Annotated in this window: 18 protein-coding genes; 14 read left to right on the top strand and 4 right to left on the bottom strand. The window is 74.9% G+C overall.

Annotated features, from left to right (window positions below; translation table 11 throughout):
- The first annotated feature begins 84 nt into the window (after nucleotides 1-84).
- From aqpZ to M8330_RS02290, 7 genes are all read left to right on the top strand, one after another.
- Nucleotides 85-825 (top strand): aquaporin Z, encoded by a 741-nt coding sequence (gene aqpZ, locus M8330_RS02320; protein ID WP_250826015.1) that lies wholly within the window; start codon nucleotides 85-87, stop codon nucleotides 823-825.
- Nucleotides 826-844: 19 nt separating this feature from the next.
- Nucleotides 845-1528 carry a type 1 glutamine amidotransferase domain-containing protein gene (locus M8330_RS02315; RefSeq protein ID WP_250054638.1) on the top strand — a complete coding sequence of 228 codons (684 nt, stop codon included), beginning with the start codon at nucleotides 845-847 and terminating at the stop codon, nucleotides 1526-1528.
- A gap of 264 nt (nucleotides 1529-1792) precedes the next feature.
- The gene (locus M8330_RS02310) at nucleotides 1793-1996 is read left to right on the top strand and encodes a cold-shock protein (RefSeq protein WP_250054637.1); all 204 of its coding nucleotides are present in this window, start codon (nucleotides 1793-1795) and stop codon (nucleotides 1994-1996) included.
- A gap of 188 nt (nucleotides 1997-2184) precedes the next feature.
- The gene (locus M8330_RS02305) at nucleotides 2185-2448 is read left to right on the top strand and encodes a hypothetical protein (RefSeq protein WP_250054636.1); all 264 of its coding nucleotides are present in this window, start codon (nucleotides 2185-2187) and stop codon (nucleotides 2446-2448) included.
- A 50-nt stretch (nucleotides 2449-2498) separates the two neighbouring features.
- Complete coding sequence (locus M8330_RS02300; RefSeq protein ID WP_250826014.1) at nucleotides 2499-3326, top strand: IS5 family transposase; 828 nt, start codon at nucleotides 2499-2501, stop codon at nucleotides 3324-3326.
- Nucleotides 3327-3406: 80 nt separating this feature from the next.
- The gene (locus M8330_RS02295; protein ID WP_250826013.1) at nucleotides 3407-4111 is read left to right on the top strand and encodes a class I SAM-dependent methyltransferase; all 705 of its coding nucleotides are present in this window, start codon (nucleotides 3407-3409) and stop codon (nucleotides 4109-4111) included.
- Nucleotides 4112-4320: 209 nt separating this feature from the next.
- Entirely contained in the window at nucleotides 4321-4506 is a 186-nt protein-coding gene (locus tag M8330_RS02290; protein ID WP_250826012.1) for a hypothetical protein, read from the top strand.
- A 71-nt stretch (nucleotides 4507-4577) separates the two neighbouring features.
- Here M8330_RS02290 and M8330_RS02285 read toward each other — a convergent pair whose 3' ends face one another.
- A complete protein-coding gene (locus tag M8330_RS02285) occupies nucleotides 4578-5426 on the bottom strand; it encodes a helix-turn-helix transcriptional regulator (protein WP_250826011.1) in 849 nt (282 codons plus the stop codon).
- A gap of 226 nt (nucleotides 5427-5652) precedes the next feature.
- Here M8330_RS02285 and M8330_RS02280 point away from each other — a divergent pair, with 226 nt between their 5' ends.
- Complete coding sequence (locus M8330_RS02280; RefSeq protein ID WP_250826010.1) at nucleotides 5653-6294, top strand: class I SAM-dependent methyltransferase; 642 nt, start codon at nucleotides 5653-5655, stop codon at nucleotides 6292-6294.
- A gap of 42 nt (nucleotides 6295-6336) precedes the next feature.
- Here the strand turns inward: M8330_RS02280 and M8330_RS02275 are convergent, their stop codons facing one another.
- A complete protein-coding gene (locus M8330_RS02275; RefSeq protein WP_250826009.1) occupies nucleotides 6337-8562 on the bottom strand; it encodes a sensor histidine kinase in 2226 nt (741 codons plus the stop codon).
- 521 nt (nucleotides 8563-9083) lie between these two features.
- On the opposite strand from M8330_RS02275, the gene M8330_RS02270 reads away from it, so the two are divergent.
- Entirely contained in the window at nucleotides 9084-10478 is a 1395-nt protein-coding gene (locus M8330_RS02270; protein ID WP_250826008.1) for a PAS domain-containing protein, read from the top strand.
- Between the two features lie 63 nt (nucleotides 10479-10541).
- Nucleotides 10542-11207: a ribonuclease HII gene (gene rnhB, locus M8330_RS02265; RefSeq protein ID WP_250826007.1), complete on the top strand. Its 666-nt coding sequence runs from the start codon at nucleotides 10542-10544 to the stop codon at nucleotides 11205-11207.
- Between the two features lie 84 nt (nucleotides 11208-11291).
- Here the strand turns inward: rnhB and M8330_RS02260 are convergent, their stop codons facing one another.
- Nucleotides 11292-11633 carry a DUF2200 domain-containing protein gene (locus M8330_RS02260; RefSeq protein ID WP_250054628.1) on the bottom strand — a complete coding sequence of 114 codons (342 nt, stop codon included), beginning with the start codon at nucleotides 11631-11633 and terminating at the stop codon, nucleotides 11292-11294.
- 103 nt (nucleotides 11634-11736) lie between these two features.
- On the opposite strand from M8330_RS02260, the gene M8330_RS02255 reads away from it, so the two are divergent.
- Nucleotides 11737-13521, top strand: coding sequence for a DUF429 domain-containing protein (locus tag M8330_RS02255; RefSeq protein ID WP_250826006.1), 1785 nt, complete (start codon nucleotides 11737-11739; stop codon nucleotides 13519-13521).
- Nucleotides 13522-13544: 23 nt separating this feature from the next.
- Here M8330_RS02255 and M8330_RS02250 read toward each other — a convergent pair whose 3' ends face one another.
- The gene (locus M8330_RS02250; protein ID WP_250826005.1) at nucleotides 13545-13895 is read right to left on the bottom strand and encodes a hypothetical protein; all 351 of its coding nucleotides are present in this window, start codon (nucleotides 13893-13895) and stop codon (nucleotides 13545-13547) included.
- Between the two features lie 342 nt (nucleotides 13896-14237).
- Here M8330_RS02250 and M8330_RS02245 point away from each other — a divergent pair, with 342 nt between their 5' ends.
- From M8330_RS02245 to M8330_RS02235, 3 genes are all read left to right on the top strand, one after another.
- Complete coding sequence (locus M8330_RS02245) at nucleotides 14238-14621, top strand: response regulator transcription factor (RefSeq protein ID WP_250826004.1); 384 nt, start codon at nucleotides 14238-14240, stop codon at nucleotides 14619-14621.
- Between the two features lie 74 nt (nucleotides 14622-14695).
- Nucleotides 14696-17062 carry a sensor histidine kinase gene (locus M8330_RS02240; RefSeq protein ID WP_250826003.1) on the top strand — a complete coding sequence of 789 codons (2367 nt, stop codon included), beginning with the start codon at nucleotides 14696-14698 and terminating at the stop codon, nucleotides 17060-17062.
- A 28-nt stretch (nucleotides 17063-17090) separates the two neighbouring features.
- On the top strand, nucleotides 17091-19598 hold the full coding sequence (locus M8330_RS02235) for an Eco57I restriction-modification methylase domain-containing protein (RefSeq protein ID WP_250826002.1): 2508 nt from the start codon (nucleotides 17091-17093) through the stop codon (nucleotides 19596-19598).
- The last annotated feature ends 10 nt before the right edge of the window (nucleotides 19599-19608 follow it).

Genomic DNA, 19608 nt, shown 5'->3' with positions numbered 1-19608 from the left:
GCGGTGGAGTCACCCGGCCCGGGCGAGGCGGGGGAGGCGCTGCCCCGCTTGGCTCGGGCTCCGACGTCCTCCGGGGGGGAAACGATGTCCACACCGAGCCTGAGCACCCGCCTGGCCGCCGAGTTCCTCGGCACCTTCGTCCTGGTCCTGGGCGGCTGCGGCACCGCCGTCCTCGCGACCACGAACCCGGACGTGGGGGTGGGCTGGCTCGGCGTCGCGCTGGCCTTCGGCCTGACCGTGGTCACGATGGCCTACGCCGTGGGCCACCTCTCCGGCGGGCACTTCAACCCCGCGGTCACCCTCGGTGTCGCCGCGGGCGGGCGGATGGCCTGGCGCGACACGCCCGCCTACCTGCTCACCCAGGTCGCGGGCGGGCTCGTCGCCGGCGGGGTGCTCCTGCTCATCGCCTCCGGGCAGGAGGGATTCTCGGCGGGGGAGTCCGGGTTCGCCTCCAACGGCTACGGCGACCGCTCACCCATGGGCTACGGGCTGGTGGCCTGCCTGGTCACCGAGGTCGTCCTCACCGCGGTGTTCCTCTGGGTCATCCTCGACTCCACCGACTCCCGCGCACCCAAGGGGTTCGCCCCGCTCGCGATCGGCCTGAGCCTGACCCTCATCCACCTCGTGAGCATCCCGGTCACCAACACCTCCGTGAACCCGGCACGCTCCATCGGCGTGGGGCTCTACGCCGGCGCGGACGCCGTCGCGCAGCTCTGGCTCTTCGTCGTCGCCCCGATCGCAGGCGCGCTCGTGGCAGGCTTCTCCTATGCCGTCCTGTTCGCCGACGACGAGGCCGTGAGCCTCCCGGAGGCCATGGAGACCTGACCCGGACCCGAGGAGCGCGATGCCCCCGACCGTGCTGCACGTCGTCACCAACGTCGCCCACTACGACGACCCGGGTCGCCCCACGGGCCTGTGGCTGACCGAGCTGACCCACGCCTGGGAGGTCTTCGAGCGCGCCGGCGTCGAGCAGCGCATCGCCAGCCCGGCCGGCGGACCGGTGCCGCTGGAGCCACGCTCCCTGGGGCCGGGCAACCTCGACCGAGGCGGGCGCACCTGGCTGGCCGACCCCGCGCGGATGGCGCTGCTGCAGGACACCGTCGGGGTGCGCGACGTGGACCCCGGCTCGCTCTCGGCGGTCTACCTCACCGGCGGGCACGGCGTGATGTACGACTTCCGGGGGTCCACGGCGCTGCAGGACCTCGTCCGGGGCGTCCACACCTCCGGCGGCGTCGTCTCCTCGGTGTGCCACGGCTACTGCGGCCTGCTCGACGTCACGTTGGACGACGGGGCCCACCTCATCGCCGACCGGCGGATGACCGGGTTCGCGTGGGCCGAGGAGCGGCTCGCTCGCGTCGACCGGCACGTGCCGTACAACGCCGAGCAGGTGGCCCGCGCCCGGGACGCCCGCTACGTGAAGGGCCGCCTGCCGTTCGCGCCCCACGTCGTGGTCGACGGACGCCTGGTCACCGGCCAGAACCCGGCGTCCGCGCGACGCACGGCGCAGGCCGTCGCGGGCCTGCTCTGAGCACGCCGCACCACGCCGAGGACGACCCCCAGTGCGACACGCTGCACGACGTGTGGGACTCGGGGGGTGCGTCGCGGCGCTCTTTGCCGTAGCGTTGCCCACGTTGAAGGGACGACCCCGGTCGTTCTTGCCGGGCACGACGCCCGGCTGGTATCTCGTAGTAGTTCTGGTCTTCGGTTCGCTGGACATCAGTTACACCAGATGTCTTCAGCTCTCCCCGGCAGGCAGGTCGCCCGCCGGTACACCGAACGCAAGGAACAGATCATGGCTCAGGGCACCGTCAAGTGGTTCAACGCTGAGAAGGGCTTCGGCTTCATCGCCCAGGACGGCGGCGGCGCGGACGTCTTCGTCCACTACTCCGCCATCCAGTCCAACGGCTACAAGTCCCTCGACGAGAACCAGAAGGTCGAGTTCGACGTCACCCAGGGCCCCAAGGGCCCGCAGGCGGAGAACGTCCGCCCCCTCTGATTCACCGGGTAGTCCCGGACGAGGCCCCCACCGCTCGCGGTGGGGGCCTCGTGCTGTCCGGAGGCCCCTGGTGCCCCGACCCCCCCCGGGTGTGACCGGTTCCCCTCAGCGTGACCCTCGCCCTGCCGACGTGGACAGGTGAGCAGGGTGGCTCGCACGGCCGCCCGGGGAGCTGCCGAGGAGACACCATGAACGCGCACGACCGCACCACCGAGAAGGCCAGCGCCCTCGCGCGCACGTTCACCCACCTCGCCTTCGGGCTGGAGGACGAGCGCTCGCCCCAGCAGCTGCAGTCGCTCGCCCAGGTGCTGGCGCGCCAGGCGCTGGAGCTGGCCGACCTTCTCGAGGCCGAGCACGCGCTCTCGGGTCGCCCCGCCGGTGCCGGCGAGCCCTACCTGCCGATGAGCCCGGGGGACACGGTGCCGCCGGAGTGGCTGCCCCCGCTCGACTGACTGGGTGTGTCCCTATTGCCGGGATCGAGCACACCGTCACCGTGCGGGGCATGACGTACCCAAGTGACCTGACCGATGATCAGTGGAACATGCTGGAGCCGGTGTTCAACGCGCCCGGCAAGCGCTTTCGCAAGCATGCGGATGACCTGCGTGCGGTGGTGGACGCGATGCTCTACATCGCGCAGACCGGCTGCCAGTGGCGCTACCTGCCGCAGCCGTTCGGACCGTGGACGCGGGTCTGGTCGCAGTTCCGCCGCTGGTCACGCAATGGAACCTGGGCGCAGGCGTTGACAGTGCTGCACGCGGCAGCGCGCGAGTCGGACGGTCGGGCCGAGCGGACCCCGTCGATGGTCGTCATCGACACCCACCTCGCCCGCGGCGCCTCGAACGGCGGCTTCACCTTCCACGACCGCGGCGGACCCTACGGTCGCACCAAGGGCGCCAAGCGCATCGTCGCCGTCGACGTGACCGGCCTGCCTGTGGGCGCGCTGGTCGTGCCCGCCTCAACCCACGAGAACCGGGCCAGCGAGCTGATGCTGGACCACCTGGCCCAGCAGGGCGTGACCGACCGGCTCGACCTGGTCCTGGTGGACCGTGGGGTCACCGCCGGCGCGGCCCGCACCCTCGGTCGGCACCACGACGTCGAGGTCCGCCGGGTCGGCTGGGACGACAAGCAGCCCACCTTCCGGCCCATCCGGCACGCCTGGCGCGTCGAGGTCGCCCACGGCCGCCTCGGACGCTCCCGGCGACTGGCGAAGTCGTTCGAGAACACCACCACCTCGGCCACCGGTTGGCTCCAAGTCGCCTGCATCGCCACTACTCTGCGGCACCTGTCACGGGCGCGAGTCCACCGAGATGTCCAGGCCCACGCGGCGTGAACTTCCGTCGGCAAGACCCCGGTTGCGCGAGGCGACGGAGGTGACGGGCGCCAGCGTCGCACTGTGCGAAGGTTCCAGACATGGGTGACCACATCTACAACGAGCTCGCTGACCGCTACGCCGCCTCCTCCGCGTCAGGCCCACCCAACGCCCTGTACGACCGGCCGACGATTCTTTGGCTACTGGGCCCGGTTCAGGGACGCCGCGTGCTCGAACTCGGTTGTGCAGCGGGTCACCTCACGTGCGAGTTGGTACGGGCTGGCGCCGAGGTCGTCGCTCTCGACAAGTCCGAGCGAATGGTCGAGCACGCGCGGCAGTTGCTCGATGGCCGCGCCCGCATCGAGGTTGCCGATCTCAGCCAGACGCTCCCAATGGTCGAGAGCGAAAGCATGGACCTCGTCTCGGCCTCCTTGGTCTTGCACTACCTGCCTGACTGGCAGGGAGTGATCAGCGAAGTGCACCGCGTCCTCAAGCCCGGCGGAGCACTCGTCATGTCGGTGCATCACCCGATCACCGGCTGGTTCAGGTCAAACCGCAGCGATTACCACCGCATCGAGCTGATCGAGGAGAGGTGGAACGTGGACGGCATCGAGACGACTGCCCAGATGTGGCGCAGACCAGTTTCCGCGGTCTTCTCTCCACTGCTGCACCAGGGGCTGGTCATCGACGCGGTCCACGAACCCGAGCCCCGGTTCGACAAGCCAGCGGTGCCTGACGACAGGATGCGTGCGGCATTGAACACCTCGCCTGTGTTCCTCTACGTCCGCGCAACGCGCCCGCTCTGACCGACGTATCGGGCCGACGAGCCCGGACCACCAACCGGCCAATAGGGACACACCCAGTGAGACCGGGATCCCGGTCTCGTGCGGCCTGCCCGGCCCGCTGCGCGGATGCGCGTACGCAGGACCGCGGATACCGGCGCGGGTGTGACGCGGCGCACGCTGGACTCGCCGCTCGGCGACCAGGCCGGGCGGCTGACACCCAGGAGGTCGCCATGCTGTTCGTCCCTGCTCCGCACCTCACCGCCCTGCTCCTCGCGCAGGTCGCTCTCGGGGTGCCCGCCACCACGTCCGTCCCGGTCCCGGAGGAGCGCGAGGTCCTCGAGCGGGGCTGCTTCATCACGCAGGCGCACTGGCCGAGCGAGGTTCCGCCGCCCACGTGCACCAGCTCGGTGCACTGACCCCGGTGCACTGACCTCGGTGCACTGACCCGGTCGGCCGGCCCCGGTGCAGCGACCCCGCAGCGGGGCTGTCAGCCGCGCTCCGCCGACAGGCTCGGCCCGTACGGGTCGTGGTGCACGGCCTCGGGCACGAGCAACGTCCGGGGGTTTGTCTCGAAGAAGCGGCGCACCGCGTCGGTGCGGCTGGTGGCGCCGAGCCGGCTGTAGACGTGGTTGAGGTGGGTGCGGACGGTGCCCTCGGAGAGGTCCATGCGTCGGGCGATCTGCCGGTTGGTGAGGCCGTCGCGGACGCGGCTGAGGATCTCGACCTGGCGAGCGGTCAGGCCGAGGCTCGGCGGGTGGGCGCGACGCCAGCGGGCGGTGCCCTGCACCAGGTGCGGGCGCAGCAGCTCCAGCAGGAACAGGTCCCGCTCGCGCACCGGGTCGTCGAGCACGGCCAGCACGCGGAGCTGGTGGGCCGGCTCCAGCAGGGAGCACATCATCATCTCGTACCCCTCCGGCGGTGCCGCGTCCACGGACCCGTCCGACGCGGCGATCGCCAGGTCCGCGGACTCCCGCAGCGCGCGGTCGCCGGCGACGGTGCGCATCAGGTCGTCGGTCCAGATGGAGGCGAGGTCCCCGGTGCGCTCGGGCAGGCTGCACGCCAGCTGCCAGTACAGCGGGTGCGCCTGCACGTGCTCGGTGTCGTACTCGACGCCCATCACGTAGCGTCCGTCCACCATGTCCCAGCCCTGCGTGAACCACGTGGACCCGGTGCGCAGGCTGGTGGCGAACACGGCCCACTGCTGGGTGCGCAGCAGCCGGGTGAGCAGGTCGACGACGGTCCACGGGAGGGGCAGGCTCCCGTCCGTGCGCTCGCACTCCGTCACCACCGCACGGATGTCGTCCAGGTCCGCTCGGGACAGTCTCGGCACGTACATCAGTGGTCTCCCCCCACGTGTCGCGTGACTCGAAGGATGCGCGAGGTCCTTACCCTGCGCACCCGGTTTTCCGTCGAGGAAACGTTCGCGGGACGGCGGACGCACAGGTCAGGGCCCCGGCCGGCGCGCACGTACGCGGATCCGCGTATGGCAGGTCGCCCCGGACGTCCGGCAGGCTCGCACCGGGAGTCGGAGCGCCGCGGTCGCGGCGGGGGAGGAGACCGCCATGAGCTGGTGGACGGACCGCGTCGTGCCGCACGTCGTGCACGCCGCACTGGACAACCCGGGGCTCGAGCAGCTGCGCCGTGAGACGACCGAGGGGCTGCACGGGGAGGTGCTGGAGATCGGGTTCGGGTCCGGGCTCAACCTCCCGCACCTCCCCGATGCAGTGACGGCGGTGCACGCGGTCGACCCCAGCGACGTGGGCTGGCGGATGTCGGAGCAGGCCCGCGGGGCCTCCCGCGTGCCCGTCGACCGCGTGGGCCTGGACGGGGCGGGGCGGATCGACGCCGAGGACCGCTCGTTCGACGACGTGCTGATCACGTTCACGTTGTGCACGGTGCCCGACCGCGACGCGGTGCTCTCCGAGGTGCGCCGCCTGTTGCGCCCCGGTGGAGCGCTGCACCTGCTCGAGCACGGCCGCGACCCGCGTCCGGTGGCGGCCCGTGCCCAGGACGTGCTCAACCCCGTGCAGCAGGCCCTCGTGGGCGGCTGTCACACGAACCGCGTGGTGCTGGAGCCGTTCGAGAGCCCCGGCTGGGTGCTCCAGAGCAGCGCGGCCGACCACGTCGGGCCGCGGGTGATGCTGCCGCTGCTGAACCACCTCACGCGGGCCGTCGTGGTCCCCGTCGCCGTCGCTGCGGCCTGACCCCCCTCACCCCGCGGTGGCGGGCACCTGCCGGGTCGTGCCTCAGCGGCCCGGCAGGTCGTCGGGCCAGGCCGGCAGGTCGAAGGCGAAGGTCGTGCCGGGCCCGCCGTGTGGGTCGATGGGCGTGGGCGGGGTCGAGCACGAGATGCGGCCACCGTGCCGCTCGACCACCGAGCGGACGATCGCCAGGCCCAGGCCGGTGCCCTCGTAGGTCGGCAGGTGGGCGTGGGCCCGGGTGAACCGGGAGAAGACCCGCTCCTGCCACTCCTCGGGGATGCCGATGCCGTTGTCGGTCAGCCGCACCTGGAGCCGGTCGTCCTCGAGGTAGGCCTGCACCGCGATCTGCGGCAGGACGCCCGTCGGCATGTACTTGGCCGAGTTGCCCACGAGGTTGCGGAACAGCTGGCGCAGCATCTGCGGGTCGGCCAGCACCCGGGTGTGGGAGGAGTCGACCACGATCCGCGCGTGCGGCGCGGTCTCGGCCACGACCTCGGGGATCAGCCCCTGGCGGCCGAGCAGGTCGACCTCCTCGGTGTGCAGCGCGGCGCCCTCGGCCGTGGCCTGGGCCAGCAGGTCGGCGAGGACGTCGTCCATGCGCTCCACCGCGCGCGTGGCCAGCCGGACGGCGTAGAGCGCGCGCTCGTCCTCGGTGGCGTCGGGGCCCGGTGTGGGGGGCGGGTCGTGCACCGGGCCGGCGTCGACGCCGCCCAGGTGCACGCCGGCCATCTCGAGCCACCCGGAGGCGGCGGTGAGCGGGCTGCGGATGTCGTGGGCGGCGATCTGGGCGAACTCGGCGAGCCGGTTCGTGCGCTCGCGCTCGTCGGTCACGTCGGAGCCGATGGCCAGCACGAGGGTCCGGTCCCCCTCACCGGTGGCGGGCAGCCGCCGGGCCGAGACCTGGAAGATCATGTGGTCCCCGTCCACCGTGGGGATGCGGAGGTCGACACCGGGCACCGTGCCCTCGCGCAGCGCGCGCCGGGTGGGGCGGTCCTCCTCGGCGAGCGGCGTGCCGTCCGGGTGGGCCAGGCCGAGGTCGAGGGGCTCGTCGGGCGCCGAGCGGCGGGTGGCGGCGATCAGCCGGCGTCCGGCCTCGTTCGCCTCCACGAGACGGCCCTCCTCGTCCAGGACGACCAGGGCGTCGCGCATGTTGTCCGTGATCGCGCTCAGCAGCTGCGCGCGGCGCAGGTGCAGCCCCCTGCTGGCGGCCAGGGTGTCGGTGAAGCGGCGGTAGTCGCGGGTGTAGGCGTGGGCGAGGGTCGCCGCCGCGATCACGCAGGAGAGGAACAGCTGCACGGCGAACGACTCGGAGGTCGTGTCGGTGATCTGGGCGAAGGTGGTGCCGCCGGCACGGGCCGCGGCGAGCACGACGACCACGTAGACCCACACGAGGACCACGAGCAGCGACGCGCGGGCCCGGGCCCCGATCCAGGCGAAGGCCAGCAGGGCGATGCTGGCGGTCTGCGGGAACGGCCAGAAGAGGCAGCCGAGGGCGACGAGGAACCAGACGACGATCCAGGCGGTCTCGACGGCGGGTGCGCCCAGCCCGTCCCGGTGGGCGTGCACCGTGGTCGTGGGGCGTCGCCAGGCCGGACGCAGCCGGACCGCGCCGTCCTCGTCGAGGTGGCCGAGGAGGAGGGCGACACCGAGGGTGAGGACCATCCCGAGGATGTGCCGCGCGAACCAGGCGCCCACGGTGCTGGAGGTGACCGGGAAGCCCGTGGCCGTGAGGCCGGCGGTGCCCACCAGGACCCCGGCGGCGCAGGCGATCAGGACGACCGCGAGGAACACGCCCATGGCCGTCACCAGCCGCGCGCGGGTCGGCTCCAGCACGTCGGCGGGCGTCGAGTCGGCGCCGATGCGCGCGGGACCGGTGGCCGCGACGGACCCGGCGTGCGGCAGCGCGGAGGCGGGAGGCCGGACCTCGCCGGTGGCCAGTCGCTGGCGCCGGGGCACCACGAGGAGCGAGTGCACCAGGAAGGCGGCGACGCCGGCCTCGACGATGCCGCTGAGGGTGCCGAAGAGGGTCAGGCCGAGCGGGGCGGAAGTCAGGAGGTTCGCGAGCAGGTGCAGCGCGGCCAGGCCGACGCCGACGGCGAGGACCCGGCGGGTCGAGGTGGCGCTGACGAGCAGGATCACGGCGCCGACACCCTGCGCCGGCCAGACGAGCGAGACGTTGTCGGGGCCCAGCAGCAGTCGGCCGAGCGCCAGCGAGCCGGCGTAGCCCAGCCACAGCGCCAGGTGCACCCACCAGGAGGCGCGGGCGACCACTCGGGGCGGCGCCGGGGACGGGCTGGGGGCTCCGCCGGGGCCGGGCAGGGGCGTGCCGGCGGGGCGGGCCCGGGAGAACGGGGGGACATCCGCGCGCGGCGGAAGCCCCGCGCCGCGCCGGTCCGGCGCGGGCTGGCGGGGAGGTGTGACCCTCGACGTCGACAAGTACTGCTCCTGCTGTGCTGCAGCGGCGCCGAGGCGGTGGTCCACCGGGGGTGCGGGACCGACGAGGGAGTCCGTCCCGCGCCTCCGGTGCGCCGGACGCTGCGGTGGGGGGTGGGGACGAGCAGCGGCGTGCCGGCCGATACCCGTGGGAGCACTCTGTCACCTGTCGGGGACTTTCGCCGCCGATCGGCACGACAGTTTCACGGCACCCTCACGGGCGGCGCGCCACGTGCCACGGCCACCTGCCCGGCGAAGTGGGGCCGGACGGCCCCTCACGCCTGCGGCAGAGCGGCCGATGGGGCAGGCACGACCGGGTCCACCGGAGTCCGGGTCGGTCCTGCCAGGAAGACCTCGTCATGACCATCGCCCGCACGCGTCCGACCCCCACGGGGGCCGAGACCACCTTCCCGCCCACCGACCTGTTCTTCTCGCGCACCGACGCCCGGGGCCACATCCTCTCGGGCAACAGCGTCTTCGCCCACGTCTCGAAGTACGACCTGGCCGACCTCGACGGGGCTCCGCACTCCATCGTCCGCCACCCCTCGATGCCGCGTGGCCTGTTCCGGCTGCTGTGGTCCGAGATCGAGGCCGGGCGGCAGGTCGTCGCCTACACCGACAACCTGGCCAGCGACGGCAGCCACTACTGGACCCTCGCCTCGATCCGTCCCGTCGGCGGTGGCGGTGAGTACCTCTCGGTGCGGGCCAAGCCCTGCCACCCCGCCACGCTCGAGCTGGTCTCCGCGGTCTACCAGCAGGTGCTCGAGCACGAGGAGACGCTCCAGGCCCAGGGCCTGGCCGCGCGCGACGTGGCCGAGGGCGGGCACGCCCGGCTCCTGGAGATCCTCGCCGAGGCCGGCTACGCCTCGTACCGCGACTTCCAGAACGAGATGCTGCCGCGGGAGGTCTCGGCGCGAGCCGAGCTCTCCGGCCACGGCCGCCGGGGCACGGACGGGGCGGGGCGCCGCGTCCGCACCGGCGCCGGTCACGGCGGCACCGTGGAGCTGGACCGGGCGCACGCCGCCCTGGTGGCCGCGCTCGACGGGCTCGTGGGCAACCTCGGCCCCTTCAGCGCCGAGAGCACCCGGCTCGGGGACGAGGCGGGCTACCTGCGCACGCTGGCCCGCACCATCCGCCGGTTCAGCCTCAACAGCCAGATCCTCGGCTACCAGGTGGGCGCGTCGGGGGCCGGCCTCTCGGCCGTCGCCCGGCTGATCAACGACGAGGCCACCCGCTTCGCCGGTCTGGTCACGCCTGTCGGCGACGCCATCGACGCGGTGCGTGGGCAGCTCACCGACCTCACCTTCGCCGTGTCCTCGGCCAAGATGCAGCTCGACGTCATCGACGTGTTCGTCGAGGACCTCACCGCCGGCGAGCCCGACCCCGTCCGCCTCACCGACCTGCGCGGCCTCGTCGAGAACCTCTCGCGTGACGTGGAGGCCTCGGCCCGCGCGCTGCACGAGCTGCGCCGCCTCTCCGCGGGGCTGGGCCGACCGCTGGAGCACGTGGCCGACTCGCTGGCGCAGATCAGCCTGCTGGCGTTCAACGGCCGGGTGGAGTCGGTGCGCCTGGAGGAGCCCGACAGCGCCCTGCAGCTCTTCGACGAGGTGCGGGCCCTGGCCAAGGCCGCCGGCTCGAAGATCTCCGGCGGCACCACGCTGGCCCGGCTCGTCGAGGACGCGGTCAGCGAGGAGCGGGCGGTGCAGGACTCGTTGCGCGCGGTGCTCGCCGCGCTGGAGCACGTCGGCCGCTGACGGCGTGCGGCGGCCGCGGCGCGGCTGCGCCGGCCCCGGGTGCCCGCACGCGAGGATGGGCGGGTGCAGCTGCCGACCCACGACCTCGAGGACGAGGTGCGCGCCACCACCGGGGCCGACGTGCTGGCCGGGGTGGACGAGGTGGGGCGCGGCGCGGCCGCTGGTGACCTCGTCGTGTGCGCCGTCGTGGGCGGCCCCCGCCCGGCCCCCGAGGGGCTGGCCGACTCCAAGCTGCTGACCCCGGCCACCCGGGCGCGCCTGGAGCTCGAGGTCACCGACTGGGTGGCCGGGCACGCCTTCGGGCACGCCCACGCGGCGGAGATCGACGACCTCGGGATGGCCCGCTGCCTCGGGCTCGCCGCCCGGCGCGCCCTGGAGGCGCTGCCGCAGCGGCCCGACCACGTCCTGCTCGACGGGCCGCACGACTACGTCGGGCACCCCTGGTCCGTGACCGCGCGGGCGGGGGCCGACCGCACCAGCGTTTTGGTGGCCGCCGCGTCCGTGCTGGCCAAGGAGCACCGCGACCGCACCATGCGCGCGCTGGCCGAGACCCACCCCGGCTACGGCCTGGCGGAGAACGTCGGCTACCTCTCCGAGGCCCACGAGGAGGCGATCGGCCGGCTGGGGCCGACGCCGGAGCACCGCACCAGCTGGTCGTTCATGGACCGGCACCCGCAGTGGGAGCACTCCCGCCGCGGCGTCGTGCAGCTCAGCCTGTTCAGGGGCTGAGCCGGCCCCGGCCGGTCGGTCGGGCCGGTCGGTCGGGCCGGTCAGTCGGGCCGGTCAGTCGGGCAGGTCAGTCGGTCGGGCAGGTCAGGAGCGCAGGACCCTCTCCAGCGCCTTGCCGCGGGCCAGCTCGTCGACGAGCTTGTCGAGGTAGCGGATGCGCCGCATCAGCGGGTCCTCCACGTCCTCGACCCGGACGCCGCACACGACCCCGGTGACCAGGTGGACGTCGGGGTTGAGCCGCGCGTCGTCGAAGAAGTCCGCGAACGTCGTGCCGGCCGCGAGGTGCGCGTCGAGCGCGGCGTCGTCGAACCCGGTGAGCCACGTCGTCACCGCCCGCAGCTCCGCGACCGTGCGGCCCTTGCGCTCGACCTTGGCGACGTAGGCCGGCCACACGTCGGCGACGGGGGTGGTGAAGATGCGGTGCACGTCGAGCACGATACGGCCCGCCTGCCCCGTGCGCCCGCCTCGACGTGTCCGGCCCCGGGGTGGCGCCGAGCGCCGCCCCGGGGCGACCCGGCAGGATGAGCCCGTGCACTACGTGGGAGTCGACCTCGCCTGGGGCGAGCGCAACCCGACCGGGCTGGCGGTGCTGGACGCCGACGCCCGGCTGCTGCACGTCTCGACCGTCCGTACCGACGCCGAGATCGGCGAGGCGCTCGAGACGTTCACCGCCGAGGAGTGCCTGGTGGGCATCGACGCCCCGATCGTCGTCACCAACGCCACCGGCTCCCGGCCGGCCGAGCAGGCGCTCAGCAAGGACTTCCGGCGCTTCGAGGCCGGCACGCACCCCTCGAACACGGGCAAGCCGGAGTTCGCCGAGGGCCGCACGCGCGCCCGCCGCGTGTGCCGGCTCCTGGGCCTGGACCCGGACCCGCGCAGCGGCCGCGCCCGCCGCGCCATCGAGGTCTACCCGCACGCCGCGAGCGTGGTGCTCTTCGACCTCGAGCGCACCCTGAAGTACAAGGCCAAGCCCGGGCGCGACCTGGACCTGCTGCGGCGCGAGCTGCTCACGCTGATGGGTCACGTCGAGACCATCGTGGCGGTCGACGCGGCGTGGCAGGCGCTGCGCCGCCAGGTCGAGGCCGCCACCCGCAAGTCGCAGCTGCGGGTGGTGGAGGACCAGGTGGACGCCGTCGTCTGCGCCTACGTCGCCTGGTTCGCCGACCACCGGCCCGAGCAGACCGCCACGTACGGGGACCTGGCCACCGGCTACATCGTGACGCCGGCGCTGCCGACGTCCAGCGGGGCGGTGCCCGCGCCCCGCCGCACCGACGACCCCGTGGCCCGCGCCGTGCAGGCCTACGCCGACGACCAGCCCGCGCTGGTCGAGGCCGGGCGTGCCTGGGTCGAGCTGGTCACCGAGGTGCTCGACGAGGCCGGCATCAACTACCTCACCGTCACCGGCCGCACCAAGAGCGTCACCTCCTTCGCGGAGAAGGCGACCCGCCTGGACGAGGCGGGGCAGCCGCTCTACCCGGACCCCCTGCGCGACATCACCGACGTGCTCGGGGTGCGGGTCGTGACCTACGTGCACAGCGACGTCACGGCGGTGGCCGACCTGCTCGCCGCCCAGGCCGACGTGCTCGACGACCGGGACATGGGGCAGGCGACGGCGAGCGAGGGTCGGTTCGGGTACGCCAGCCGCCACCTCCTGCTCGGTGCGCCCGACGAGCTGCGCGAGGCCCGGCCCGAGCTGCACGGCCGGGACGCGCAGGTGCAGCTGCGCACCGTCCTGCAGCACGCGTGGGCGGAGTTCGAGCACGAGGCGCGCTACAAGGGCCGCGTCCCGGCCGAGCACGCGCGCGACCTGGACCGCCGCTTCACGCTGGCCGCGGGGCTCCTCGAGCTCGCCGACCAGGAGTTCTCCGCGATCCGTGAGCGGCTACGGAGCCGGCCCGACGCCGGGACCGATCCGGGGGAGCAGGACGCTCCGGGGGAGGGGCTGCCCAGGCCCGAGCCCGAGGACCCGCGCCTGGACCCGCGCGAGCTCGCGGCCTACCTGGCCGGCCAGTTCCACGACGCCGGCTGGTCGCGCTCCGACCACTACGCCTGGATCGCGGGGCTGCTGCTGGAGGTGGGGATCACCAGCCTCGACGAGCTGGGCGGGGTGCTGCGCGACCCGCGTCTCACCGGCCTGAACGAGGCCATGGGCTACCGGTTCCCGCCCGGTGCCGTGCGGCGGCTCGACGACGCCCTGCTCGGCGCCTACCGGGACGGCTACGTGGGTCTGCAGGGCAACGTGCACCGTCGCGACCTGCTCGCCGCCCGGCTGGCGCAGATGGACGAGGCGCGGGCCGACCGGCCTGCGGACTGACGTTCCCTCGGGGGCCGGCCGCTTCAGGCGGCGGAGAAGCTGAGCACCTGGAAGCGTCGGTGCGCCCCGGCACCGGCGTGTTGCCGGTCGAGCTCCTGCGCGGCCTCGATCTCGCGGGTCAGCAGGACGTCCAGGGCCACGGCCAGGTCGCGGGTCGCGAACGACTCGACCTCACCGGTGGGCTGGTGCTGGATGAGCACCCGCCCCAGCTCGTCGGAGCCGATGGCGTAGCGGGCCTCGAGGTGGTCCAGCACGGCCGGGAAGGACTCGCCGACCAGCCGCACGTCCCACGTCCGCCGGTGGGCCGCCTGGAACTGCTGGAGGGCAGCGGTGGAGACGGGGCGGGCGGTGCTGAGGGGAGCGGTGCTGGTCATGGCGACCTCCTGGGCATCGGCTCGGCGTGGGCTGGTGCAGGGATGAACGAGGCGCGGGGCGCGTGGTCACGCGCTCGCCCTCACGACTTCTTCACGCACCCCCTGCGGTCTGGACCTGTCGCCGGCCCGAGTACCGCGTCCCCTGACGCTGGTTTGGACCGATCGCTCGTCCCTCCCCCCTGCCGGGTCCGGGGGCCACCCCGCGGCGTCGCAGGGCCGACCCGGCTCTGACCTGGGGCGAGTCGGTGCGTCAGGCGCGAGACTGCGCCCGCTTCATCTCTTCTTCATCACGGAATGCTGGAAGATCCCCAGAATCAGGCAGAAGGGGCTCACGCTCGTCGGGTGAGCACCGTGCTGGTCGTGGACGACGAGGCCGACATCCGTGAGGTCATGGACCTCATGCTGTCCGGCGCCGGCCACCGCGTCCGCACCGAGCCCGACGGCCGCGGCGCACTCACGGCGCTGGCGGAGGAGTCCTTCGACCTCGTCCTGCTCGACCGCACCATGCCCGGCCTCGACGGCATCGAGGTCCTCCAGGAGCTGGAGGGGTCCACCCGCGCCGTCCCGCCGGTGCTGATGGTCTCCGCGCTCTCCTCCCGCGACGACCTTCGCGCGGCGGTCGACGCCGGCGCCGTCGGGCTCCTCGGCAAGCCGTTCACGCGGGCCGAGCTGCTGGGCCGTGTCGACGAGCTCACCGTCGAGCCGCACCCCCCGACCACGGGCTGACCCCTCGGCTCCCACCCCCCCGGCAGCGCGACCGGGGTCCCCCCGCCCCGCAGCACTCGACGGAGGATGCGGCGATGTCCCCCCTGCACCGCAGCACCGGCGCGAGCCCGCCGCCGGACCCGGTCCCCGGCCCCGGCCTGCGCCCGCTCCCGGAGACCCCGGAGGCCCTGCACCTGCCCCGGCACACGGGGGAGGTCTCCCGTCGGCTGCTGCCACCGGCCGAGCTGCTCCGGGTGCCGCGCGCGTCCTCGGCCGGCGCAGGCACGGCCCCGGCCGTGCCGGGGGAGCGTGCCGCGCACGAGCCCGGCAGGCGGAGCCGCCGTGGCTCGGTCCGTGACGCCCTGCTGCGCGACGGGGTCCTGGGGTGCGCCCTGCTGCTCGCGGTCGTGCTCGGGCGGTCGACGGCGCCGGGCCCCGGCATGCTCAGCGACTTCTGGCCCGCGGCCGGCGTCGAGCTGCTCTGGCTGGCCACGGCCCGCACGCCGTGGCAGGTGGTGCGCTTCGTCGTCGGTCTCGTCGTGGCCACCGTGGCCGGGGTCCTGCTCAGCGGTGCCGGTCTCGGCTGGGCGCTCGTGCAGCTGCCCGGTGCCCTGGCCTTCTCCGTCGTCGGTGCCGTCGTCCTGCGCGTCGCCACGGACCTGCCGGTGCTCGGCCGTGCACACCGCGCCGAGGTCGACGCGGCCGGCGCGCCCGCCGAGCGGGACGGCCGCCGGCTGCGGTGCCTGGGCGGGGTCGTGCTCGCGGTGCTGGCGGGCAGCCTGGTCGCCACCGCGGTGACCCTGTTCGTGCAGAGCGTCTCCGAGGCGGTCTGGGGCCTGCACTACCTCCACCCCGACCCACTGCACCTGGCCGGCTTCGTCGTCCGCTGGGCGGTCGGCGGCCTCGTCGTCGCCGGGCCCGGGCTCGTGCTGGTGGAGCACCACCGACGCGGCGGTTCCGTCCTGCGTGAGGTCGCCGCGGTCCGGCGCTGGGACCTCGTGGACGCCGTGCTGCTGCTGTCCGGCACCGCGATCACCTACGCGGCGGTCGCCGACCCGCGCACGACGCACCTGGCCTTCCTCGTCCCGCCGCTGGCGATGGCCGCGGCCGTGCGGCTGAGCCCCGCCCTCACCAGCCTCCAGGTGCTCGTCTTCGGCACCGCGGTCGCGCTGCTGGCCACGGAGGGTCGGGTGCTGTTCGGCGACGTCGTCGACCCGGAGCTGCGCGCCATCTGGCTCCAGCTGTTCGTGGCCGCGGTCGTGGTCAGCAGCCTCGCCGTCGCAGCCGTGGCCGAGGAGCGGCGTGCGCTGGCGCGGCGCGACCGGCGCCGGGAGGAGGAGCTGGCCCAGCGCCTGGACCTGTTCGACCACCTCTCCCAGACCATGGCGGACGCGCTCGCCGTGCTCGACCGGGAGGACCGCCCCGTCCTCGTCAACGACGCGGCCGCGCAGCTCCTCGGCCGGGACCGCCGCGGCGCCCCGGGCGCACTCGTGGTGCGCAACCTCGACGGCTCGCCGGTCCGCGACGACCAGCACCCGTTGCGGCGGGCGCGGGTCGAGGGGCACGTGGGCCCGGTGGACCTCCTCGTCACCCGGGTGGACGGCCGCGAGATCGTCGCCCGCGTCCGGGCGGACCGGCTGCCCGTCACCGCCGACGGCGGGGAGCAGGTGCTCCTGGTGGCCACCGACGTCACGGCCGACCACGCGCGGGTCAACCAGCTGGCGCAGTTCGCCACCGTCGCGGCCCACGACCTGCGCAGCCCGCTCACGCTGCTGCGCGGGTGGCTGGACATGGCGGCCCTCCAGGTGCCCCAGGACGACGAGGGGGACGAGCAGCGCGGCCGGGCGCGGCGCTCGCTGGCCCGGGCGCAGGACGCCTCGGACCGGATGGCCCGGCAGATCGAGCAGATGCAGGCCCAGGCGCGGGCCGAGGGGGCCCAGCCGGAGCCGGAGGACGTGCCGCTGAGCGGGCTGCTCTCCCCGCTGCGCGAGGTCGCCGAGCAGGCGGCGCCCCAGGCGCGGGTGGAGATCGCGGACGACCTGCCCTCGGTGCACGTGGACCCCGAGATGTTCCGCCAGCTGGTGCACGACCTGCTGGTCAACGCCGCCACGTACGTGGCCCGCGACGTGCGGCCGGTGATCGAGATCGATGCCGAGGAGGTGGGCGACCGGGTGCAGGTGAGCGTCACCGACAACGGGGTCGGAGTGCCCCCGGAGTGGCGGGAGCGCATCTTCGGCAGGTTCGAGCGGGCGCAGGCCGAGGAGGGGGCGCCCGGTGCCGGGGTCGGTCTCGCCGTCTGCCGCGTCATCGTCGAGCGGCACGGTGGCCGGATCTCCTGCCTCGCCGCCCCGCACGTGCCCGGGGCGCACGAGGCGGCGATGTTCCCCGGGGGCCCGGGCTCCCGCTTCGTCCTGGACCTGCCGCGCGCCCGTGAGCAGGCACGTCCGGGCCTGCCCCGGTGAGCCCTCGGGCACGCCCTACCCTGCGTGCATGACCCGCGGCCCCGCACGCCCGTCCCGGGCCGAGCGGCGGCGGCTGCAGACGGCGCTCGAGGTGCTGGGCAGCGGCGTGCTCGCCCACCGCTCCCAGGCCGCGACGGCCTCCGCCCTGGCCGAGGACGACCCGGGCACGGCGGCCGACCGCGAGGCGCTCCGGCACGGCCTGCACCGCGGCCTGCTGCGGGTGGTGCTGCGCCTGCTGGTGCGGGCCGACCTGGGCCGCGCTGGTGTGCTGCCGCCCGGGTCCGGCCCCGGGGGAGCGCCCGCGACCTGGGCCGCGGCCCGCGCGGAGGCCGGTCGGCTCGCTGCCGGCCGCGGGGGCGCCCCGCACCTGGGCGGGGTCTTCCGCACCGACCCGGACGGGGACGCGCTCGCCGGCGTCCGGCTCCCCGCCGGAGCGTGGACGGTGGCAGCCACCGCCCTCGCCGGTCTCGGTGGAACCGAGCACGGCCCCGACGACGCGGGGGACTGGCCGGCCCTGGCCTACGAGTGGCTGCTGGAGCTGGAGCCGCAGGTGCACGTCCCGGCGTCCGGGCCACCGCAGTGGCGTCTCGTCCGCAGTGGTGACGCCCGGCGCGCCTCCGGCAGCTGGTGGACGCCGCCGGACGTCGTCGCCCTCGTGCTGGACGAGGCCCTCGACCCCGTCCTCGAGCAAGCCGTGCGCGCCCCGGAGCCGACGGCCGCGCTGCTCGACCTGCGCGTGCTCGACCCGGCCGTCGGGGCGGGTGACTTCCTGGTGGCCGCGGGCCACCGGGTCGTGGCCCGGCTGGGGGACCTCGGTGTGCCGGCGCGCACCGCCTGGCCGCAGGTCGCCCGTGGCTGCCTCGTCGGGGTCGACTGCGACCCGCTGGCCGCGGACCTCGCCCAGGCGCGGCTGTGGCACGCGGTCGCGCGGGCCGGGGCCCAGCCCGCGTGCCTGGACGACCGCCTGGTCGTGGGCGACTCCCTGGTCGGCACCACGCCGGACCTGCTCGCGGCCGGGGTGCCGGACCTGGCCCTCACCGCCACGGACGGCGACGACCGGACCGCCTTCGCCGACCGACGCCGCGCCAACGCCCGCGAGCGTTCGGCCGCGGTGACGCCGTGCGTCCCGACGCGCCGCCGACCCCGCGCGGCCCGGGACGCGGCCGACGCCTGGTGCCTGGCCTTCCTCGACCGCCCGGCACCGGTCACCGACGCCGGCGTGCGCGCGCTGGCCGCCGGCACGGACCCCGAGGCGGCGGCCCGGGTGCGCGGCGCCGCTGCTCGGCACCGTCCAGTGCACTGGCACCTCGACCTGCCCGACCTCGCGGCCCGGGGCGGGGCGGACGTCGTGGTCGGCAACCCGCCGTTCCTCTCACCGCTGCGCGCCGGGGCCCTGGTGAGCCGTCGACGGAGCCTCGTGCGGCACGTGCACGGTGGGCTGGGCGGCCCGAAGGCCGACGAGAGCACCTACTTCCTGCTGCTGGCCGCCCGGCTCCGTCGCCCCGGTGGCCGCGTCGGGCTGGTGCTGCCGGACTCGGTGCTCGCCTCCGCGGACGCGGCCGACGTGCGCCGGGGCGTCGCCGCCCGGCACGCCGTGGCCGCCCTGTGGCGTGGCGACGGGTCCGAGTTCGGCGCCGCCGTGACGCCGGTGGCGCTGGTGCTCGCCGACCCCGATCCCGACCCCGATCCCGGTGCCGCCGTCCCACGACTGCTGGAGGGCCGACCGGCGACGCCGCTTCCGGACCGGCCCCGCCGCGTCCTGGCGGAGGCCTGGGCCTCGGGGCGGTGGAGCCTGCTCGCGGCGCGGCGGCTGGGGGCACTGCTGGAGCGGCCGAGCGCGCCGCACGACCTGACCGTGGGCGACCTCGCCGACGTCGCGGCCGACTACCGCGACCAGTACTACGGCCTGCGCGGCGCCGTCGTGGAGGCCCGCCCGGACGACGACGACCCGCGGCCGCGGCTGGTGACCACCGGCGCGGTGGACCCCTGGCGACTGCGCTGGGGCGAGGTGGAGAGCCGGTTCGACGGTGCGCGCTACCGCAGGCCGGTGGTCGACCTGGACCGGCTCGACGCGCGGATGCAGCGGTGGGCCGCCCGTCGCCTCGTGCCGAAGCTGCTGGTGGCGACGCAGGGGAGGACCCTGGAGATCGTCCTCGACCGCGACGGCAACCTGCTGCCCTGCGTCCCGGTGATCAGCGTGGTGCCCACCGGCGGGCTGGGCCTGGAGCAGCTCGGCGCCCTGCTGGGCAGCCCGGCCGTGCACGACTGGCTGGTCGCGCGGACGCTGGGCTCCGGGCTCGGCGCGCACTCGCTGAAGGTCTCGGCCACCGACGTCCGCGCCGTGCCGGCGCCGACCGGTGCCGCGGCCGCCGCCGACCTGACGGCGGCGGGCCTGCTGCTCGGGTCGCTCGCGCACGACGCCGGCGCTCGCGCCCGCTTCGCCGCGCTCACCGACGCCGCCTGCGGCCTCGACCCCCAGGACAGCCGGCCGTGGGAGTCCGCCCTGCTGGCCACCGTCCGCGACCGCGAGGCCTGAGGCCGAGCCC

The organism is Nocardioides bruguierae, assembly GCF_023656415.1.
Lineage (GTDB): Bacteria > Actinomycetota > Actinomycetes > Propionibacteriales > Nocardioidaceae > Nocardioides > Nocardioides bruguierae.
The sequence above is the reverse complement of the archived record's forward strand: the minus strand, read 5'-3'. Positions and strand labels throughout refer to the sequence as shown.